This window comes from Streptomyces sp. NPDC048288, assembly GCF_043201555.1.
In the GTDB taxonomy this organism is placed as follows: Bacteria; Actinomycetota; Actinomycetes; order Streptomycetales; family Streptomycetaceae; genus Streptomyces.
The window spans coordinates 589,790-607,257 of sequence record NZ_JBICZD010000001.1; the positions used below are offsets into that span (position 1 = coordinate 589,790).

Annotated in this window: 15 protein-coding genes; 8 read left to right on the plus strand and 7 right to left on the minus strand. The window is 71.8% G+C overall.

Going from position 1 to position 17,468, the window contains the following annotated elements; translation table 11 throughout:
- Window positions 1–43: 43 nt before the first annotated feature.
- From ACGFZS_RS02550 to ACGFZS_RS02560, 3 genes are read left to right on the plus strand one after another with little or no spacing between them, the layout of a single operon-like run.
- A complete protein-coding gene (locus ACGFZS_RS02550) occupies window positions 44–1,333 on the plus strand; it encodes a hypothetical protein (RefSeq protein ID WP_393793567.1) in 1,290 nt (429 codons plus the stop codon).
- Window positions 1,330–2,919: a substrate-binding domain-containing protein gene (locus ACGFZS_RS02555; RefSeq protein WP_393793568.1), complete on the plus strand. Its 1,590-nt coding sequence runs from the start codon at window positions 1,330–1,332 to the stop codon at window positions 2,917–2,919. Before ACGFZS_RS02550 ends, ACGFZS_RS02555 begins: the two co-directional genes overlap by 4 nt.
- Window positions 2,906–3,685, plus strand: a complete 780-nt coding sequence (locus ACGFZS_RS02560; protein WP_393793569.1) for a hypothetical protein — start codon at window positions 2,906–2,908, stop codon at window positions 3,683–3,685. Before ACGFZS_RS02555 ends, ACGFZS_RS02560 begins: the two co-directional genes overlap by 14 nt.
- Window positions 3,686–3,700: 15 nt before the next feature.
- Here ACGFZS_RS02560 and ACGFZS_RS02565 read toward each other — a convergent pair whose 3' ends face one another.
- From ACGFZS_RS02565 to ACGFZS_RS02585, 5 genes are all read right to left on the minus strand, one after another.
- Window positions 3,701–4,711 carry an LLM class F420-dependent oxidoreductase gene (locus tag ACGFZS_RS02565; protein ID WP_393793570.1) on the minus strand — a complete coding sequence of 337 codons (1,011 nt, stop codon included), beginning with the start codon at window positions 4,709–4,711 and terminating at the stop codon, window positions 3,701–3,703.
- A 105-nt stretch (window positions 4,712–4,816) separates the two neighbouring features.
- Complete coding sequence (locus tag ACGFZS_RS02570; protein WP_393794107.1) at window positions 4,817–5,626, minus strand: hypothetical protein; 810 nt, start codon at window positions 5,624–5,626, stop codon at window positions 4,817–4,819.
- A gap of 153 nt (window positions 5,627–5,779) precedes the next feature.
- Complete coding sequence (locus ACGFZS_RS02575) at window positions 5,780–6,685, minus strand: N-acetylmuramoyl-L-alanine amidase (protein ID WP_393656088.1); 906 nt, start codon at window positions 6,683–6,685, stop codon at window positions 5,780–5,782.
- Window positions 6,686–6,707: 22 nt separating this feature from the next.
- Window positions 6,708–7,355 (minus strand): class I SAM-dependent methyltransferase, encoded by a 648-nt coding sequence (locus ACGFZS_RS02580; protein WP_393793571.1) that lies wholly within the window; start codon window positions 7,353–7,355, stop codon window positions 6,708–6,710.
- A 204-nt stretch (window positions 7,356–7,559) separates the two neighbouring features.
- Window positions 7,560–9,314: an MFS transporter gene (locus tag ACGFZS_RS02585; RefSeq protein ID WP_393793572.1), complete on the minus strand. Its 1,755-nt coding sequence runs from the start codon at window positions 9,312–9,314 to the stop codon at window positions 7,560–7,562.
- A gap of 160 nt (window positions 9,315–9,474) precedes the next feature.
- On the opposite strand from ACGFZS_RS02585, the gene ACGFZS_RS02590 reads away from it, so the two are divergent.
- From ACGFZS_RS02590 to ACGFZS_RS02605, 4 genes are all read left to right on the plus strand, one after another.
- The gene (locus ACGFZS_RS02590; protein ID WP_393656082.1) at window positions 9,475–10,665 is read left to right on the plus strand and encodes a lipid-transfer protein; all 1,191 of its coding nucleotides are present in this window, start codon (window positions 9,475–9,477) and stop codon (window positions 10,663–10,665) included.
- A gap of 64 nt (window positions 10,666–10,729) precedes the next feature.
- Complete coding sequence (locus ACGFZS_RS02595) at window positions 10,730–12,169, plus strand: MFS transporter (RefSeq protein WP_393793573.1); 1,440 nt, start codon at window positions 10,730–10,732, stop codon at window positions 12,167–12,169.
- Between the two features lie 165 nt (window positions 12,170–12,334).
- The gene (locus ACGFZS_RS02600; protein WP_393656078.1) at window positions 12,335–12,871 is read left to right on the plus strand and encodes a SigE family RNA polymerase sigma factor; all 537 of its coding nucleotides are present in this window, start codon (window positions 12,335–12,337) and stop codon (window positions 12,869–12,871) included.
- Between the two features lie 3 nt (window positions 12,872–12,874).
- A complete protein-coding gene (locus ACGFZS_RS02605; protein ID WP_365690399.1) occupies window positions 12,875–13,642 on the plus strand; it encodes a hypothetical protein in 768 nt (255 codons plus the stop codon).
- Between the two features lies 1 nt (window position 13,643).
- Here ACGFZS_RS02605 and ACGFZS_RS02610 read toward each other — a convergent pair whose 3' ends face one another.
- On the minus strand, window positions 13,644–14,276 hold the full coding sequence (locus ACGFZS_RS02610) for a response regulator (protein WP_393794108.1): 633 nt from the start codon (window positions 14,274–14,276) through the stop codon (window positions 13,644–13,646).
- 260 nt (window positions 14,277–14,536) lie between these two features.
- On the opposite strand from ACGFZS_RS02610, the gene ACGFZS_RS02615 reads away from it, so the two are divergent.
- Window positions 14,537–16,108, plus strand: coding sequence for an alpha-L-arabinofuranosidase B (locus ACGFZS_RS02615; RefSeq protein ID WP_393793574.1), 1,572 nt, complete (start codon window positions 14,537–14,539; stop codon window positions 16,106–16,108).
- On the opposite strand, the gene ACGFZS_RS02620 is transcribed toward ACGFZS_RS02615, so the two are convergent.
- Window positions 16,086–17,357: a sensor histidine kinase gene (locus ACGFZS_RS02620; protein WP_393793575.1), complete on the minus strand. Its 1,272-nt coding sequence runs from the start codon at window positions 17,355–17,357 to the stop codon at window positions 16,086–16,088. The two genes, ACGFZS_RS02615 and ACGFZS_RS02620, sit on opposite strands and share 23 nt — an antisense overlap.
- Window positions 17,358–17,468 lie beyond the last annotated feature (111 nt).

Sequence of the window (17,468 nt, forward strand, 5' to 3'; positions counted from 1 at the left end):
GACGGTCCCCGATGATCCTGCCCCCGGAGAGGCAGGAGTGCAGGTGTCCGACTCCAGACCCGTCACCGCCGGCGAGCCCCGGCTCGGCATCGGCCGAAGACCCCGGCGCCGCTTCCCCCGCCGCGTGCTGCTCGCGCTCCCGCTGGCCCTCGCGGGCCCGTTCTCGCTGCTGCTGCCGGTGGACGCGCCCCGGCCGTACCGGCAGGTCGTCACCATCGAGGCCAAGATGGCCTCCAAGTCGGACTTCTTCAAGGACGCCGAGGTCCGGCGGCTGCTGCTCCGGCACGGCATCCGGGTGGACATCCACCGCCTCGGCTCCCGGGGCATCGCCACCCAGTCCCTCAAGGGCATGGACGTCGTCTTCCCGTCCGGCCAGCCCGCCGCGAAGATGATCCTCGACCGGCAGCACGGGATGAGCGCGAAGTCCGCGCGCCCCTTCGTCACCCCGCTGGTCCTCGCGACCTTCCGGGACTACGCCGAGACCCTGGTGCGGGCGGGCGTCGCACGCCCCCAGCCCGGCTCGGACCCGGCCCACACCCTCTACTACGACCTCGACATGCGCCGCTTCATGGGCCTGCTCGACGGCCGGGACGACCGGAAGAACCCCGGGGACGGCACCGGCCGCACCGCCGACACCTGGAACGGCATCGGCTTCGGCGAGATCAGCGGCCGCAGCAACAGCGGCCGGGTCCTGGTCCGCACCTCCAGCGTCTGCGAGTCCAACTCCGCCGGCACCTATCTGGGCATCCTGGCCTTCGTCGCCAACGGGAACACCACCCCCGGCACCGAGGACTCCAACGACCCGCGGCAGGCCTCCGACGCGGTGCGCCGGCTCGCCGAGAAGATCAAGCCCCTGATCGACCTCCAGGGCATGTGGGCCGACGAACAGGCCGACAGCTACTTCTCCGACCTCGGCGAGAGCATCGCCCCCGTCTCGGTCATCTACGAGCACCAGTACCTGGCCCACCAGATCGAGTACCACGACAAGCACCACCGCGAGGACACCGGCCGCGTCCTGCTCTACCCCACCCCCTACGCCCTCACCGAACCCCAGCTGATCTCCCTGAGCCCTCAGGGCGACAAGCTCATCGACCTGATGCAGAACGACCCCGAACTGCGCGACCGCGCCGTCGAACTCGGCTTCCGGGTGCGGTTCAGCGGCGAGGACGGCACCAGCGAGCGGCTCAACGCGTACCTGCGCGACCACGGCATCCAGGTGCCCCGGCAGAACACCGACGAGACCAAGGTCTACGAGCCCGCCCTGGACGTCCTGGAGGACCTCATCACCTACGTGGGCGACTGCCCGCCGCCGGTCACCCAGGACGACCGGTGAACCGGTCCGTGCGGGCGGCCGTCACCGCCTGCCTGGCCCTGCTCCTGCTCGCCGCCCTCACCACCGCGTGCGGCGGAGGCGGCGGCGACCGGGTCACCCTGCGCGTCCTCGCCGGCCCCGAACTCGCCGACGTGGCACCGCTGCTGGACGACCTGGCCGCCGACACCGGGGTCCGCCTGGAGATGACGTACGAGGCCACCGCCGACCTCGCCGGAGTGGAGACGGCCGCCGGGAAACCGTCGTACGACCTGGCCTGGCCGGTCTCGGACCGCTCGTTCCTGCTGCGGCTGCGGGCGGCCGGGAAGAGCGCGGTCCGGCCCGAGTCGACGCCGATCATGCGCTCGCCGGTCGTGGTCGGCCTCACCCCCTCGGTCGCCCGCAAACTCCGCAAGGGCGTCCCCGGCGGCCGGCTGACCTGGGCGGACATCGCGGACGCGGCCGCCCGGGGCACCGTGCGGTTCGGGATGGCCGACCCGCGGCGCAGCGACACCGGGCGGGCCGCCCTGGTCGGCGTGGCCACGGCGGCGGCCGGCACCGGCAGCGCGCTGCGCGCGGCGGACGTCTCCTGCGACCGGCTGCGCGGCTTCCGCTCCGGCCAGACCCTCACCGCCGCCAGCTCCCGCGACCTGCTCGCCGGCTACCCGGCCCACCAGGACCGGGCCGACGCCCTCATCGCCCACGAGTCCGAACTGCTCTCCCTCAACGCCGGCGGGAAGCTCCGCGCACCCCTGGAGATCGTCCACCCCGACGACGGCATGGTGCTCTCCGACTTCCCGCTGCTGCTCCTCGACCCGGCGCGGCGGACGGCGTACCGCAAGGTCGTCGACTGGCTGCTCGGCGCCGACGCGCAGCGCAGGCTGATGGAGACGACGCACCGCCGCCCGGTCAACCAGGACGTCACCCCCGCCCCCGCCCTGCGCACCTCCGTCGGCAACGCGCTCTCCTTCCCCGACCGTCTCTCCGTCGTCCGGCAACTCGTCGACGACTACGGCGATCCCGCCGACCGCACCGCCGACCAGGTGGTGTTCGTGCTGGACTTCTCCACCTCGATGCGCGGCGAGCGGATCGCCGCCCTGCGCGCCGCCTTCGCCGGGCTCAGCGGCGCCGACCCGTCCGCCGGGGGCAAGTTCACCCGCTTCTACCGGGGGGAACGCCTCACCGTCGTCCGCTTCGGCGGGCATGTCCTGCAGGAACGCACGGTGACCGTGCACGGCGACGCCGATCTGCGCGCCCTGGACCGGGTGGTCGCCGACGGCGGCTTCGACGGCGCCACCGCCGTCTGGTCGGCGCTCGACCGCGGCTACCGGATCGCCGCCGACGCCGTGCGCGCCACGCCCCGACGGCCGGTGGCGATCGTCCTGATGACCGACGGCGAGAGCAACTCCGGCCTGTCCTACAAGGAGTTCCTGCGCCGGTACGAGGCGCTCGGCAGCGCGGCGAAGGCGGTGCCGACGTTCGCCGTCCCGTTCGGCGAGGCCGACACCGGCGCCCTGGCACGGGCCGCCGAGGCCACCGGGGGCCGCGTGGTCGACGCCCGGCTCTCCTCCCTCTCCGACGCGTTCAAGGAGATCCGTGGGTGCCATTGACAGCGAGTGGTGGGGCGCGTGGGGGTGGCCGTGGGCCCTCCTGTGGGCGCTGACGGCACTGGCCTGGGCGGTCCTCGCCGGGTACGGCGGCACGGTGTTCGTCCGCCGGCGGCGCGGCCGGGGCGGCGGGCGGACCGTCCACGGCATGTGTTTCTACCTGCACGAGCAGCGGGTGATGGACCTCTTCCAGAGCGGCGGCTTCGCGGCGGCCCTGGAACAGGAGGTCGCCGACCGCACCAACGTCACCACCGGCTTCGGGCTCAAGGGCCGGCTCGGCCTCGGCGACGGCGGCGCCACCCAGGACATCACCCGGGAGCGGGTCACCACCTACGTCAGGCAGAACACCCCCATCACGGTGATCCGGCTGCTCATGGACACCATGCGCAAGGAGGACGTGATCGTGGACGCCGACCTGCTCACCGACCGGCTCGTGCCCAACCGGGCGCTGGGCGAGCGGCTGCGGGAACGGCGCAGCGAGCGGGTCGCGCTGAGCGACGTGATGTCGGAGTTCGTCTGGGTCACCGGCCGCTTCACCGCCCGCAGGCTCGGCGACCGCGCCCTGCTGCTGCGGGCCGGCTACGGGGCCGCCCCGGACGAGCCCGCGCACGTCAGGCTGGTCTGCTCGGTGTCCGAGGTCCGCGAGGAGTTCCGGGACGAGGAGTACCCGGACGGCGTCGAGTTCCAGGCCCGCTGCCTGGGCAAGGTCCGCAGCTGGAACCGCGAGGCCCGCGAACTGACCCTGGACCCGCTGGCCGTCTTCCGCTGAACGACCGGTGACCGACTACGAGTTCAGCTCGGCCAGCACCCGCAGGGTGTGCGGATCCGGCGCCAGCGCCAGCAGGTCGGTCACCGGGCCCTTGCGCCACAGCTCCAGCCGTTCGGCGATCCGTTCGCGCGGCCCGACCAGCGAGATCTCGTCGGCGAACGCGTCCGGCACCGCCAGCACGGCCTCCTCCCGCCGCCCCGCCAGGAACAGCTCCTGGATCCGCCGCGCCTGTGCCTCGTACCCCATGCGCGCCATCAGGTCGGCGTGGAAGTTGCGGGCCGCGTGCCCCATCCCGCCGATGTAGAAGCCCAGCATGGCCTTCACGGGCAGCAGTCCGGCGGCCACGTCGTCGCAGACCTTGACCTGGGCCATCGGCGCGACCAGGAACCCCTCGGGCAGCTCGGCGACCGCCGGGCCGTACACCTCGGGCCGGCTCGGCGCCCAGTACAGCGGCAGCCAGCCGTCGGCGATCCGGACCGTCTGCGCCACGTTCTTCGGCCCCTCGGCGCCCAGCAGGACCGGCAGGTCGGCGCGGAGCGGATGGGTGATCGGCTTCAGCGGCTTGCCGAGACCGGTCCCGTCCGGCCCCCGGTAGGGGTGCGAGTGGAAGCGCCCGGCCGACTCGACCGGCCCCTCCCGCCGCAGCACCTGCCGTACGACGTCCACGTACTCCCGGGTCGCGGTCAGCGGCGACTTCGGGAACGGGCGGCCGTACCAGCCCTCCACCACCTGCGGCCCGGACAGCCCGAGCCCCAGCATCACCCGGCCCCCCGACAGATGGTCCAGGGTCAGCGCGTGCATCGCGGTGGTGGTCGGCGAGCGGGCCGCCATCTGGGCGACGGCCGTACCCAGCCGGATGGTCGACGTCTGCGCGGCGATCCAGGTGAGCGGGGTGAAGGCGTCCGAGCCCCAGGACTCCGCCGTCCACACCGAGTGGTACCCGAGCCGCTCGGCCTCCTTCGCCAGCGGCACATGGTCCGCGGCGGGCCCGCGCCCCCAGTAGCCGAGTGCCAACCCGAGCCGCATGCCAGCCTCCTGACGGTAGATCAGGTCGAAGTCGGGACGGACTGTACGACAACGGCCCCTCACCCGGAAGGGCAAGGGGCCGTATGCGGTCTTCCGGCGGTCGGCTCAGCCGCGCTGGATCCCGGAGGTGTCCTGCAGCACGCCACGGCGGCCGTCCTGCGTCTGGGCCACCAGGGCGACGCCCCGCTGCTCGACCGCCAAGTACCAGGTGCCGGGCGCCAGTTCGGCGATCGGCGCGGTCGAGCCGTCCTCCGCGAACAGCGGCCGCGCCACCGGGACGGCGAACCAGAACGGCGAGAAGTCGGGGGCCGGCGGCTGCTGTGCGGCGGCCGGGGGCTGCTGCTGGCCGAAGGGCTGGCCGGGCTGCGGCTGGGCGCCGTACGGCTGGCCGGGCTGCGGGGCGGCGGCACCCGGGTAGCCGTAGCCGCCGGGGGGCTGGGCGCCGTAGGGCTGCGGGGCCTGCGGCTTGGGGGCCGGGATCAGGGCCGCCTGGAGCGCCGGGACCAGCGGGGTGGCGATCGCGGCGGCGGCCAGGAGCAGCGCGGCGATCAGGCCGAGGATCAGACCGGAGCCGGCGCCGATGCTGACGCCGGCGACGCTGTCGCTGAACGGGCCCAGCGGGTCGATCGTCGACCAGAACGCGGTCCACACCGAGAACACGGTGAGGCCGACGCCGATCTGGCCCAGATCGAGCCCGACGAACTTGAGCGGCTGCGGCAGCGCGCGGGCGAGGACGATCAGGACCGCGCCGGCGATGCCGCCGACGTACATGCTCATCACCAGGCCGAGGTTGTCCCAGGCGTTCGGGTTACCGTTGCCGGCCGTGTCGAACGTGTCGAGGAACGACGCGATGAACAGCAACACCGCTGCTCCGATCACCACGCCGTCGCCTCTAGTGAGGGAGCGGATATTCACTTCAGGTCCTTCGTAGGTCGTCTCGTCGGCGGAGGAGGCGTCGCGGGGTGTGCCCCACATCCTAGGAATCGAATTGCGGAAATCGTAGGAATCTCAGGAAGGACACTATCGTCCGGACGATCAGGGTGTCCGCCCGGACCTGTCCGCCGATGCCTACCCGCGCAGGAAACTCACGATCCCCTCAGAAATTCCCTGTGCCGCCTTCTGCCGCCAGGCCCCGCTCGTCAGCAGTGCCGCGTCCTTGCTATCGCGCATGTTGCCGCACTCGATGAACACCTTGGGAACCGTTGACAGATTGAGACCGCCGAGATCCTTACGTACGTCGAGACCGGTGCCGTTGCCTACGTAGTTGGACGGAGCGCTGCCGGTGACCTTCGCGAAGTCGCTCTCGATGCGCTCCCCGAGGGTGCGCGAGGAAGCCACGATCGGGCGGGTGTCGGCGGCACCGGAGTGCACGGACGCGGGCAGGATGACATGGAACCCGCGGTCGCCCTCGGGCGCTCCGTCGGCGTGGATGGAGATGGCCGCGTCGGCGTGCGCGGCGTTCCCGATCTCCGCGCGCTTGTTCACACACGGCCCCCAGGCGGGCCGGTCCCCGTCATGGGTCAGCCGCACCGTGGCGCCCTGCTTCTCCAGCAGCGCCCGCAGCCGGTGCGCGACGTCCAGCGTGAACCGGGCCTCGCTGTAACCGGCGTTGGTGGACGTCCCCGTCGTGTCGCACTCCTTCCAGTTCGTCCCGATGTTCACCTTCTGGTTGATCTCGGACGTGTGCTGGAAGTTCCCCGGGTTGTGCCCCGGATCGATCACGACGACCTTCCCCTTGAGCGAGGGCACCGCACTGGGACTCGGCACCTTCGCGTCGTCGCTCGGGGAGACCGGCGCCGACCGGGTCGTCGCCGCGCCCGCCTGCCCACCACTCCCACCGGGCTTCCCGACCCCCTCGTACACCACCCATCCGAGCAGCGCACCGGGCACCAGCGCGACAAGACCGACAGCAAGCGGCACCCGCCGCGACCGGCGCTGCTGCGGGAGATCGAATTCCGGGCCTGTGTACGACACGTCTGCGACTCTAACCGTGCCCTCAGATCCCCGCCCCCGTTCGCCGCAGGACACGCAGCGAGTCGTGGGCCGAGAGCTCGGTGAACGCGCCGGACTCCAGGGCGCGCAGGTAGACGCGGTAAGGGGCCTGCCCGGTGAACTCGTCCTTCGGGTCGGGAAAGACGTCGTGGATCAGCAGCAGTCCGCCTTCGGCCACATGGGGGGCCCAGCCCTCGTAGTCGGCGGTGGCGTGCTCGTCGGTGTGCCCGCCGTCGATGAAGACGAACCCGAGCGGCGAGTTCCAGAGCGCGGCGATCCGCGGCGACCGCCCGACCAGCGCGACGACATGCTCCTCCAGCCCCGCCCTGTGCAGGGTGCGCCGGAAGGTCGGCAGCGTGTCCATCAGCCCGAGCTCGGGGTCGACCGTCTCGGGGTCGTGGTACTCCCACCCGGGCTGCTGCTCCTCGCTGCCCCGGTGGTGGTCGACGGTGAGCACGGTGACCCCGGCCGCGCGGGCCGCGTCGGCGAGCAGGAGGGTGGAACGCCCGCAGTAGGTCCCCACTTCGAGGAGGGGCAGCCCGAGCGCCCCCGCTTCGACTGCGGCCGCATACAACGCCAGCCCCTCGTGCAGGGGCATGAACCCCTTGGCCTTCTCGAACGCGGCGAGAGTCCTGGGCTCGGGCGCTGCCATGGGGGTCCCTTCGGTAGTACGACGCTCCGGCGCCCCATGCTGTCGTACCCCCTGTCGGCGAACCGACAGGGGGTACGAATGAATCGCCCTCAGGTACCGCGCCCCTTCAGGGGCGCGGGGCTGTATCGATTTGCGGCTCCGCCGCGTGGGCGCGACCAGCCCCAGCGGCGCCGCACCCGCCAACCGGCAGACCGCGGCACCCGACTAGGCGCTGACCGTCTCCCCAGGCAGCGAAAGATCCAGATGCACCGCCCGCTCATCCCCCGCATGCGTGGCGGACGAAGCCAGCGGCCCGTGCCCCGCCGCCGTCGCGGCCAGCACATACGCCCCCTCGGCCGGCACCGCGAGCGCATACGCCCCGTCCTCGCCGGACAGCGTCGCCCCCGCCTGCCGCCCCCGCCGGTCGATCAGCGTGACCTTCGCGCGGGGGACCGGCGTGCCCTCGGCGGACAGCACCCGCCCGCGGAAGCCCCGCAGCACCGACTCGGCGTTGGCCAGCGCGGCGTCCTCCTCGCTGCTGGCGCGCAGCTGCGTGTGCTGGGCGGCGGCAGCCTCCGGCACGCTCCGCTTGGGCAGGAACAGCGCGAGCACCAGGCCCACGGCCACCGCACCCGTCGCGATCAGGAAGGAGACCCGGAAGCCGTGCATCGTCGGGATGGCGACACCGCCCACGTGGTTCGCCGTGTTCGCCAGCACCATGCCGATGACGGCGCTGGACACCGACGTACCGATGGACCGCATCAGCGTGTTGAGACCGTTCGCCGCACCCGTCTCCGACGCCGGGACCGCGCCCACGATGAGCGCCGGCAGGGACGAGTACGCGAGGCCGATGCCCGCGCCGAGGACGACCGCGATGACCAGGCTCTGCCAGGGCGCGCTCATCAGGCCGAGGCCCGCGCCGTAGCCGATCGCGATGATCAGCATGCCGAGGATGAGGGTGGTCTTGGGACCGTACTTGGCGGACAGGCGGGCGTAGACGGGCGCCGTGAACATCATGGTCAGGCCCAGCGGAGCGACCAGCAGACCGGCGGCGACCATCGACTGGCCGAGGCCGTAGCCGGTGGCCTTCGGAAGCTGCAGCAGCTGCGGAAGGACCAGCGAGACGACGTAGAAGCTGACGCCGACCATGATCGACGCGAGGTTGGTGAAGAGCACCGCCGGGCGGGCGGTGGTGCGCAGGTCGACCAGCGGGGCGGAGTGGCGCAGCTCGAACACGCCCCACAGCAGCAGGACCGCGACCGAGGCGCCGAACAGGCCGAGCGTGGTGCCGGACGACCAGCCCCAGTCGCTGCCCTTGGTGATGGGGAGCAGGAGCAGCACCAGGCCGGTGGAGAGGCCCAGCGCGCCGGCCACGTCGAAGGAGCCCTCCGCGCGCATCGGGGATTCCGGTACGAACAGGAGGGTCAGGGCTATGGAGAGCACACCGAGGCCGGCGGCGCCGTAGAACAGGGCGTGCCAGTTCATGTGCTGGGCGACCAGGGCCGCGGCGGGCAGCGCGAGACCGCCGCCGACGCCGATGGAGGAGCTCATCAGGGCCATCGCCGAGCTGAGCTTCTCGCGCGGCAGCATGTCGCGCATCAGGCCGATGCCCAGCGGGATCGCGCCCATGGCGAAGCCCTGCAGGGTGCGGCCCACGATCATCGTGAGCAGTTCGCTGGTGAGGGCGCTGATCAGCGCGCCGACCACCATCACGGCGAGGCTGAGGATGAGCATCCGCCGCTTGCCGTACAGGTCGCCGAGGCGGCCCATGATCGGAGTGGCCACGGCGCCCGAGAGGAGCGTCGAGGTCAGGACCCAGGTGGCGTTGCTGGGTTCGGTGCCCAGCAGCTGCGGCAGGTCCTTGATGACCGGGACGAGCAGGGTCTGCATCACCGCGACCACGATGCCCGCGAAGGCGAGCACCGGGACCACGGCCCCGCTCGCGCCCCGGGTGGGCTGGTCGGTCGTCGTGTGCGTCATTGAGTGAGGCCTCCCGATTGATAAGTACCGGCTAAACCTCGTATGCGCAGGCAACTATTCCGTTGCTTCGGGCTGCTAACGGAACCTTGACCGTCCCATGGGTTTCTGATCTGCCGTCAGGGGATGGCGCATTTATGAAACACGTTCTACTCTGCGCGCCATGAAGGCCTATGTTGCTGGCGTCGGTATGACCAGGTTCGAGAAGCCCGAGACCCGTGACTGGCAGTACTGGGACATGGTCCGGGAGGCGGGCGGCTCCGCCCTCGCCGATGCGGGGATCTCGTACAGCGAGGTGGAACAGGTTCCGATCGGCTACTGTTTCCAGCCCTCCACCGCCGGTCAACGAGCCGCCTATGAACTGGGTCTCACCGGCGTCCCCGTCTACAACGTCAACAACAACTGCGCCACCGGCGCGACCGCACTGATGCTCGCCCGGCAGCTCGTCGAGGGCGGCGCGGCCGACTGCGTCCTCGCCCTCGGCTTCGAGAAGATGAAGCGGGGCGCGCTGGGGAGCGGAGCCGACGGCGGGGACTTCGCGACGTCCCCCGTCGCCCGGCACTACGGCGTGATGGCCGCCCGGCACGGCTTCGAGATGACCCCGCCCACCGCGCAGATCTTCGGCGACGCGGCCCGCGAGCACATGGAGCGGTACGGCACCACCGAGGCGCAGCTCGCCGCCGTGGCCGCCAAGAACCACCGGCACTCGGCGAACAACCCGTACGCCCAGTTCCAGGACGTGTACGAGGTCGACGACATCCTCGCCGCGCGCACGGTCCACCGCCCGCTCACCAAACTCCAGTGCTCGCCCACCTCCGACGGCGCGGCGGCCGCCGTGGTCGTCTCGCAGCGCTTCGCCGAACGGCGCGGGCTCACCGGGCTCGTCGAGATCGCCGCGCAGGCGATGACGACCGACACCGAGGAGTCCTTCGCGTCCGGCTCCTGCATCGACGTCGTCGGACAGCCGATGTCCCGGGCGGCGGCCCGCCAGGTCTACGACCGCTCGGGCCTCGGCATCGAGGACGTCGACGTCGTGGAACTGCACGACTGCTTCTCCGTCAACGAGCTGCTGACGTACGAGGCGCTCGGCATGTGCGCCGTCGGCGAGTCCGGCAAGCTCGTCGAGTCCGGTGCCACGACCTACGGCGGGCGCTGGGTGGTGAACCCCTCCGGCGGGCTCATCTCCAAGGGGCATCCGCTGGGCGCGACCGGGCTCGCCCAGACCGCCGAGCTGGTCTGGCAGCTGCGGGGCACGGCCGGCGACCGGCAGGTGCCGGGCGCCCGCGTCGGCCTCGCGCACAACATCGGGCTGGGCGGGGCCGCGGTGGTGACGCTGTTCCGGAGGGCGGGGTAGGCCGCAGGACCGAGGTCCGGGTGGGCCGAAAAGCCGATGCAAGGACCGTAACCGGGTTGAGAGCATGACACCCATGCTGGAAGCCGCGGACACCTCGCACATATCCCGCCGCACCGCGTCCCCCACCTGGCTGGTGGTGGCCCTGGCGTGTGCCGGACAGTTCCTGGTCGTGCTCGACGTGTCCGTGGTGAACGTGGCGCTGCCGTCGATGCGCACGGATCTGGCGCTGAGCGCCTCCGGGCTGCAGTGGGTGGTGAACGCGTACGCCATCGCCTTCGCCGGGTTCATGCTGCTCGGCGGCCGGGCCGGTGACCTGTACGGCCGCAAGCGGATGTTCCTGGTCGGGCTCGGCCTGTTCACGCTGGCCTCGCTCGGCGGCGGGCTCGCGCAGGACGGCTGGCAGCTGCTGCTGGCGCGGGCCGTGCAGGGGCTGGGGGCGGCCGTGCTGGCGCCCTCGACGCTGACCCTGCTCACGGCCGCCGTGCCGGAGGGGGCGGCCCGGGCGCGGGCGATCGCCACCTGGACGGCGGTCGGCGCCGGGGGCGGCGCGGCCGGCGGACTGGTCGGCGGGGTGCTGGTGGACGTGCTGTCCTGGCGCTGGGTACTGCTGATCAACGTGCCGGTGGGCGCGGTCGTCCTCGCCGGGTCGCTGCGGTGGCTGACGGAGAGCCGCGCCGGGGACGGCCGACGGCTCGACCTGCCCGGCGCGCTGCTGGTGACGGCGGGCCTCGGCACGCTGGCGTACGGCATCTCGCAGACCGAGGCCGAGGGGTGGACGGCGGCGGCCACCCTGGTCCCGCTGGCCGCCGGACTCGCGCTGCTCGGCCTGTTCCTGGCGGTCGAGGCCCGTACGGCGGCCCCGCTGATGCCGCTCGGACTGCTCGGCCGGCGCACGGTGGCCTCCGCCAACGCGGCCACGCTGGTCTCCGGCTCGGCGATGTTCTGCATGTGGTACTTCATGACGCTCTACGCCCAGAACGTCCTCGGCTACTCCCCGCTGGAGGCCGGTCTCGCCCTGGTGCCCAGCTCGGTCGCGGTGCTCGTCGGCTCCAAGGCGGCGCCGCGGCTGATGCGGCGGGCGGGCGCGCGGACGGTGGCGGTGGGCGGCACGCTCGTCGCGGCGACAGGCTTCGCCTGGCAGTCGACGCTGGGCCCGGACGGTGCCTATACGACGGCCATCATGGTCCCGGGGATCCTGATGATGCTCGGCGCGGGTCTGGCCGCGACCCCGCTCGCCTCGCTGGCCACGTCCGGGGCGGCGCCGGCGGAGGCCGGGCTGCTGTCGGGGCTCGTCAACACCTCGCGGACGATGGGCGGTTCGCTGGGGCTCGCGGTGATGTCGACGATCGCGGCGGCCCGGACCGGCGGGGACGGCGGGGCGGCCGCCCTGACGGAGGGATACGCGACCGCGTTCCGCACCAGCACCGGGCTGCTCCTGGGCGGGGCGGCGCTGATGCTGCTGTGGCTGCCGCGCCGGGGAGCCGTGACGCGGCAGGGTCGGTAGCTTCGGCAGGTTCGGGGGCTTCGCCGGGTTCGGTGGCTTCGCCGGGTTCGGGGGCTTCTGCAGGTTCGGCAGGCTCGGTGGCTTCGGCGGGTTCCGGAGAATTTCCGCGGGGCGGGCAACGGTCCGGGCGGCTCGTGGACTCCTCTTTACATCTAGGAGGTGCCCATGGGGGAGCGGAAGGACGCTCGGAACGAGGAGTTCCAGAGCTTCATGATCGGCCGCTGGCCGCGGCTGATGCGTACGGCATTTCTCCTCACGGGGGAGCAGCACGCCGCCGAGGACCTGGTCCAGTCGACGCTCGAACAGGTCTTCGTGGCCTGGCGGAAGGTCGGCTCGGCCGACGACCCGGAGGCGTACGTGCGGCGCGTGATGATCAACGCGCACGCGCGCCGGCACAGAAGGAAACTCAAGGAGTTCCTCGCGCCCAGGGACGACTCGGGCCTGGTGCGCGAGGTGCCCGACACGGGGGACCGGATCGCCCAGGCCGACGACCGCAGCACCCTGCTCACGGCGCTCGCCCAACTGCCGCCGCGGCAGCGGGAGGCCGTGGTGCTGCGCTACTGGGAGGACCTGACGGAGACCCAGGCGGCCGAGGCGATGGGCTGTTCGGTCGGCACGGTGAAGAGCAACGCGGCCAAGGGGATCGCGAAGCTCCGTGCCATACCGGGACTGGCCGACATGGTGACGCAAGGGAGGGCGTGACGGATGAGCACGGACCGGAAGAACCAGGACATGACACAGGCGGAGGCGGACATCGCCCTCCTCCTCGCGGACGCCACGGACGCCGTCGAGATCGGCACGGCCCCCGTCCAGGCGGTGCTGCGCGGCGGCCGGCGCCGCCGTACCCGCCGCTGGGCGGTGGCGACGGCCACGGCGGTGGCGGTGCTGGCGGGCTCGGCGGGAGTGACGCTGGCGGTGACCGGGCTGCCGGGGGAGCACCGGTCACAGGTGGCGACCCCTGTACGCCATGTGGACAAGCCCCAGGTCACGGAGTTGGCTCACGGCACGGACCAGGGGCGGAGCTGGCGCGTGGTCATCTCCGTGTGGGGAGCGCCGCGTGACAAGGCGGAAGCGGCCGCGCAACTGGACGCGATGAGGAGCTACGGCATCGATGAGGACGCCCTGCCCGCTCTCGCGCATCTGGTCGGCAAGACGTCGTACTACACGAGCCTGTTCTACGGCGAGGGCAGCCGTTCCAGGGTGCTGCTGTTCCAGACCGTAAAGAAGTGGGACCACATGGCGGGCAGGGACATCGTGTTCGGCTCCCTGCCGCTGAAGGCGGGGGACCCGGAGCGGGACGACCGGCTCGTGGTGGGCCGGGTCGCCAAGACCGCCCAACTGGTCGAGTGCGACTTCGACGGCGGCACGAAGGCCTACGTCCGCCCCACCGCGGCCGCCGGCTCCCCGGTGGACTGGTTCGTGTGCCTGGGGCCGAAGGGGCAGGGGAACAAGACGGCGGGGGTGATCAAGTAGCTCACAGCCACCCCTGCTGACGGGCCTCCCGTACCGCCTCCGCCCGGTTGCGGGTGCCGGTCTTGCCGATCGCGGCGGAGAGGTAGTTGCGGACCGTCGACTCCGACAGATGCAGCTTCGCCGCGATGTCGGCGACGGTCGCGCCGTCCACCGAGGCCTTGAGGACGTCGCACTCGCGGGTGGTGAGCGGGTTCGGCCCGGCGCTGAGCGCGGCCGTGGCGAGCGCCGGGTCGACCACGGTCTCGCCGGTGAGCACCCGCCGGATCGCCTGGGCCAGTTCCTCGACCGGCCCGTCCTTGACGAGGAACCCGGCCGCCCCGGCCTCCATCGCCCGCCGCAGATAGCCCGGCCGGCCGAAGGTGGTGAGGATCAGCACCCGGCAGTCGGGGGCCTGCTCGCGCAGCTCCGCCGCCGCGTCCAGGCCGCTGAGGCCCGGCAGTTCGATGTCGAGGAGGGCCACGTCGGGCCGGTGGACCAGGGCCGCGTCCGCGATCGCGTCGCCGGTCCCGACCTGGGCGACGACCTCGATGTCCGGCTCCATGCCGAGCAGTAAGGCGAGCGCCCCGCGCATCATCCCCTGGTCCTCGGCGAGCAGCACCCTGATCGACTTGGCCGGCCGGTGGGACCGGGGCATCTCGTTCGCAGGCTCGTACACAGGCCAAGCGTAGCTTCAGGAGCGTCAATTAAAGAGTAGTCATTGTTCCGGCCCGCAGGTCTTGACGGCGGTTGACCGTGCTCAAACAATCACCTCTGCAATTCCCCGAATGGTCGGCGAACGGTCGGCATTTCGACAGCTGAATAGGTTCGGTATATCGATCGAACGGCGTTCGGTATATCGGCCACGCACCCGCACCGCCCTACGAGGAAACGAAGAAGAGGTGCATCGTGTTCTCAGTGACCCCAGGAGCCGCACGCTCCTGTCCGCCCCGGCTGAAGAGAGCCGTACTGTCCGTGCTCGCGGCGTTCGTGACCATCGCCGCGCTCGTCGTCGGGGCCGGCGCCCCGGAGGCGTCCGCCGCGAGCTCGCTGCCCTGTGACGTGTACGCCGCCGCCGGCACGCCCTGCGTCGCCGCGCACAGCCTGGTCCGGGCGCTGTACTCGTCGTACAGCGGCTCCCTCTACCAGGTGCAGCGTGCCTCGGACAGCGCCACGGCGAACATCGGTCTGCTGGCCACCGGCGGCTACGCCAACGCGGCCGCGCAGGACTCCTTCTGCGCCGGTACGACCTGCATCATCACCAAGATCTACGACCAGTCCAGCCAGCACAACGACCTCACCGTCGAGGGCGCGGGCGGGGCCGGCGCGGCCGATGTCGGCGCCCCGGCGGACGCCCTGCCGGTGACCGTCGGCGGGCACCAGGTCTACGGCCTGGAGATCTCGGCCGGCATGGGCTACCGGGACAACTCCACCTCGGGGGTCGCCACCAACGGCGGCGCCGAGGGGATGTACATGGTCACCTCCGGCACCCATGTGAACGGCAGCTGCTGCTTCGACTACGGCAACGCCGAGACCAACAACAAGGACACCGGCAACGGCCACATGGACGCCATCAACTTCGGCACCGAGTGCTGGTTCTCGCCCTGCTACGGCTCCGGCCCCTGGGTGCAGGCGGACCTGGAGAACGGGCTGTTCCAGTCCAACCTCGGCTACAGCACCAACTCGTCCAACACGGGCACGGGCGCGATACCGTTCGTCACCGCTTTGCTGAAGAACAACGGCCAGGATCATTTCGCACTGAAATGGGGAAACGCGCAATCGGGCGGTCTGACGACCACCTATTCCGGCAGTGAACCCAGCACCAGCAGCGGTTACTCGCCGATGCACCAGGAGGGCGCGATCGTCCTCGGCACCGGCGGCGACAACAGCAACGGCTCCATCGGCTCCTACTTCGAGGGCGTGATGACCTCCGGCATCCCGACCGACGCCGCCGACGACGCCGTCCAGTCCAACATCGTCTCCGTCGGCTACGGCGGCGCGACCGGCTCCACCGGCACCCTGGGTGCCGCCTCGGAGATCTCCCTGCAGGCCACCACGTCCTGCTGCACCACGGACTACGTCCGCCACCAGAACAACGCCGGCGTCCTGTCCGCGATCACCTCCAGCAGCTCCACCCTGGACAAGAACGACGCCACCTGGATCGTCCGCCCCGGCCTGGCGAGCAGCTCCTGCGTCTCCTTCGAGTCGCGGAACTACCCCGGCGACTACCTGCGCCACTACAACTACAAGATCTACCGGCAGCCCATGGACGGCACCACCACGTTCAGGCAGGACGCCACGTTCTGTCCGACGACCGGCAAGAGCGGCACGGGCACGTCCTTCGCGTCGTACAACTACCCGACGAAATACCTACGGCACTACAACTACAACCTCTACATAGCGAGCGACGGCGGTTCCAACGCCTGGGACAGCGCCACCTCGTGGACCGACGACGTGAGCTGGGCCGTCAGCTCGCCGTGGGCGCCGTAGCCACCATCGAGGTCAGCAGCTCCACCGCCTCGGTGGGGAGTTCCGCGGTGACCGTGAAGCCGCCGCGCGGCGCCGGGCCGGCCCTGAGGGAGCCGCCCGCCGCCGCGAGGCGCTCGGTCAGCCCCTTCAGGCCGGTGCCGCCGATGCCCCCGCTGCGGGGCTCGGCGGCCACCGCGCCCGACCCGTCGTCGGTGACCGTCAGCCGGACCCGCTCGGCGCCGCTGTCGACGGTGATCTCGCAGTGGCGGGCGTCACTGTGCCGGACCATGTTGGTGACGGCCTCGCGCACCACCCAGCCGAGGAGCGTCTCGGTCTGCGGCGCGAGCGGGGTCCCGGACTGCCGGACCACCGTCTCGACGCTCGCCGCGGCGAGGGCCGAGCGGGCCCGGGTGAGCTCGGTGGCGAGGCTGCCCTCGCGGTAGCCGGTCACCGCCTCGCGGATCTCGGTGAGCGCCTGCCGGCCGACCGACTCGATGTCGGAGACCTGCGCCAGCGCCGCGTCCATGTCCCGGGCCGCGAGCCGCCGGGCCGCCTCCGACTTCACGACGATCACCGACAGCGTGTGCCCGAGCAGATCGTGCAGATCCCGGGAGAACCGCAGCCGCTCCTTCTCCACCGCGCGCCGGGCCAGCTCCTCGCGGGCCGCGCGCAGCTCCCGTACGGCCTCGGAGAGGGAGAGGATCGCGGCGGTGATCATCGTGGAGAGGAAGGTGCCGTAGGCGATGGTGATGGCGTCGGACCCGTCCCGGTACCAGGAGACCGCGCCGGCGAAGCCGGCCAGCAGGATCCCGGCCCGGCCCAGCCAGGGGCCGCGCAGCACCGCTCCGGTGGCCAGGCCGAGCAGCGGGAAGAACATCAGCCAGTTGCCGCCGTAGCCGAGGGCCAGGCCCGTGGTCAGCAGGCCCATCAGCAGCAGGGCGACCCGGGTGGAGACGCTCTCCCGGGCCTCCCTGCGGAAGGAGCGGAAGGTCACGTAGATGTACAGCGAGTTGAAGGCGAGCAGGCCCAGGCCGCCGATCCACGGGTTGGGCGTCTTGCCCTGGAGCAGGTTGGAGAAGGAGCCAAGACCCATCAGCAGCCAGGGGAGCAGCGCGAAGCCGGTCGGCGGCGGCCCCGGATGCTCCGGCACCTTCCCGCTCCTCCGTGCGGCCCTCTGCTGCTCCTTGAAGCGGGTCATCTCCTCCCGCCACTGCGCACGCGCCCGCTGCCAGGCACCCACCTGGCACTTCACCTGCTGCCACCACGCCATGTCGCCCGTCCCCCGATCCGTACCGGTCCAGCGCTACGACCATACGAAAGGGCGGGCCCGTCCGGCAGAGGCGGATGTACGGCCCTGGGCAGGACAAATGTCATGGCCGGG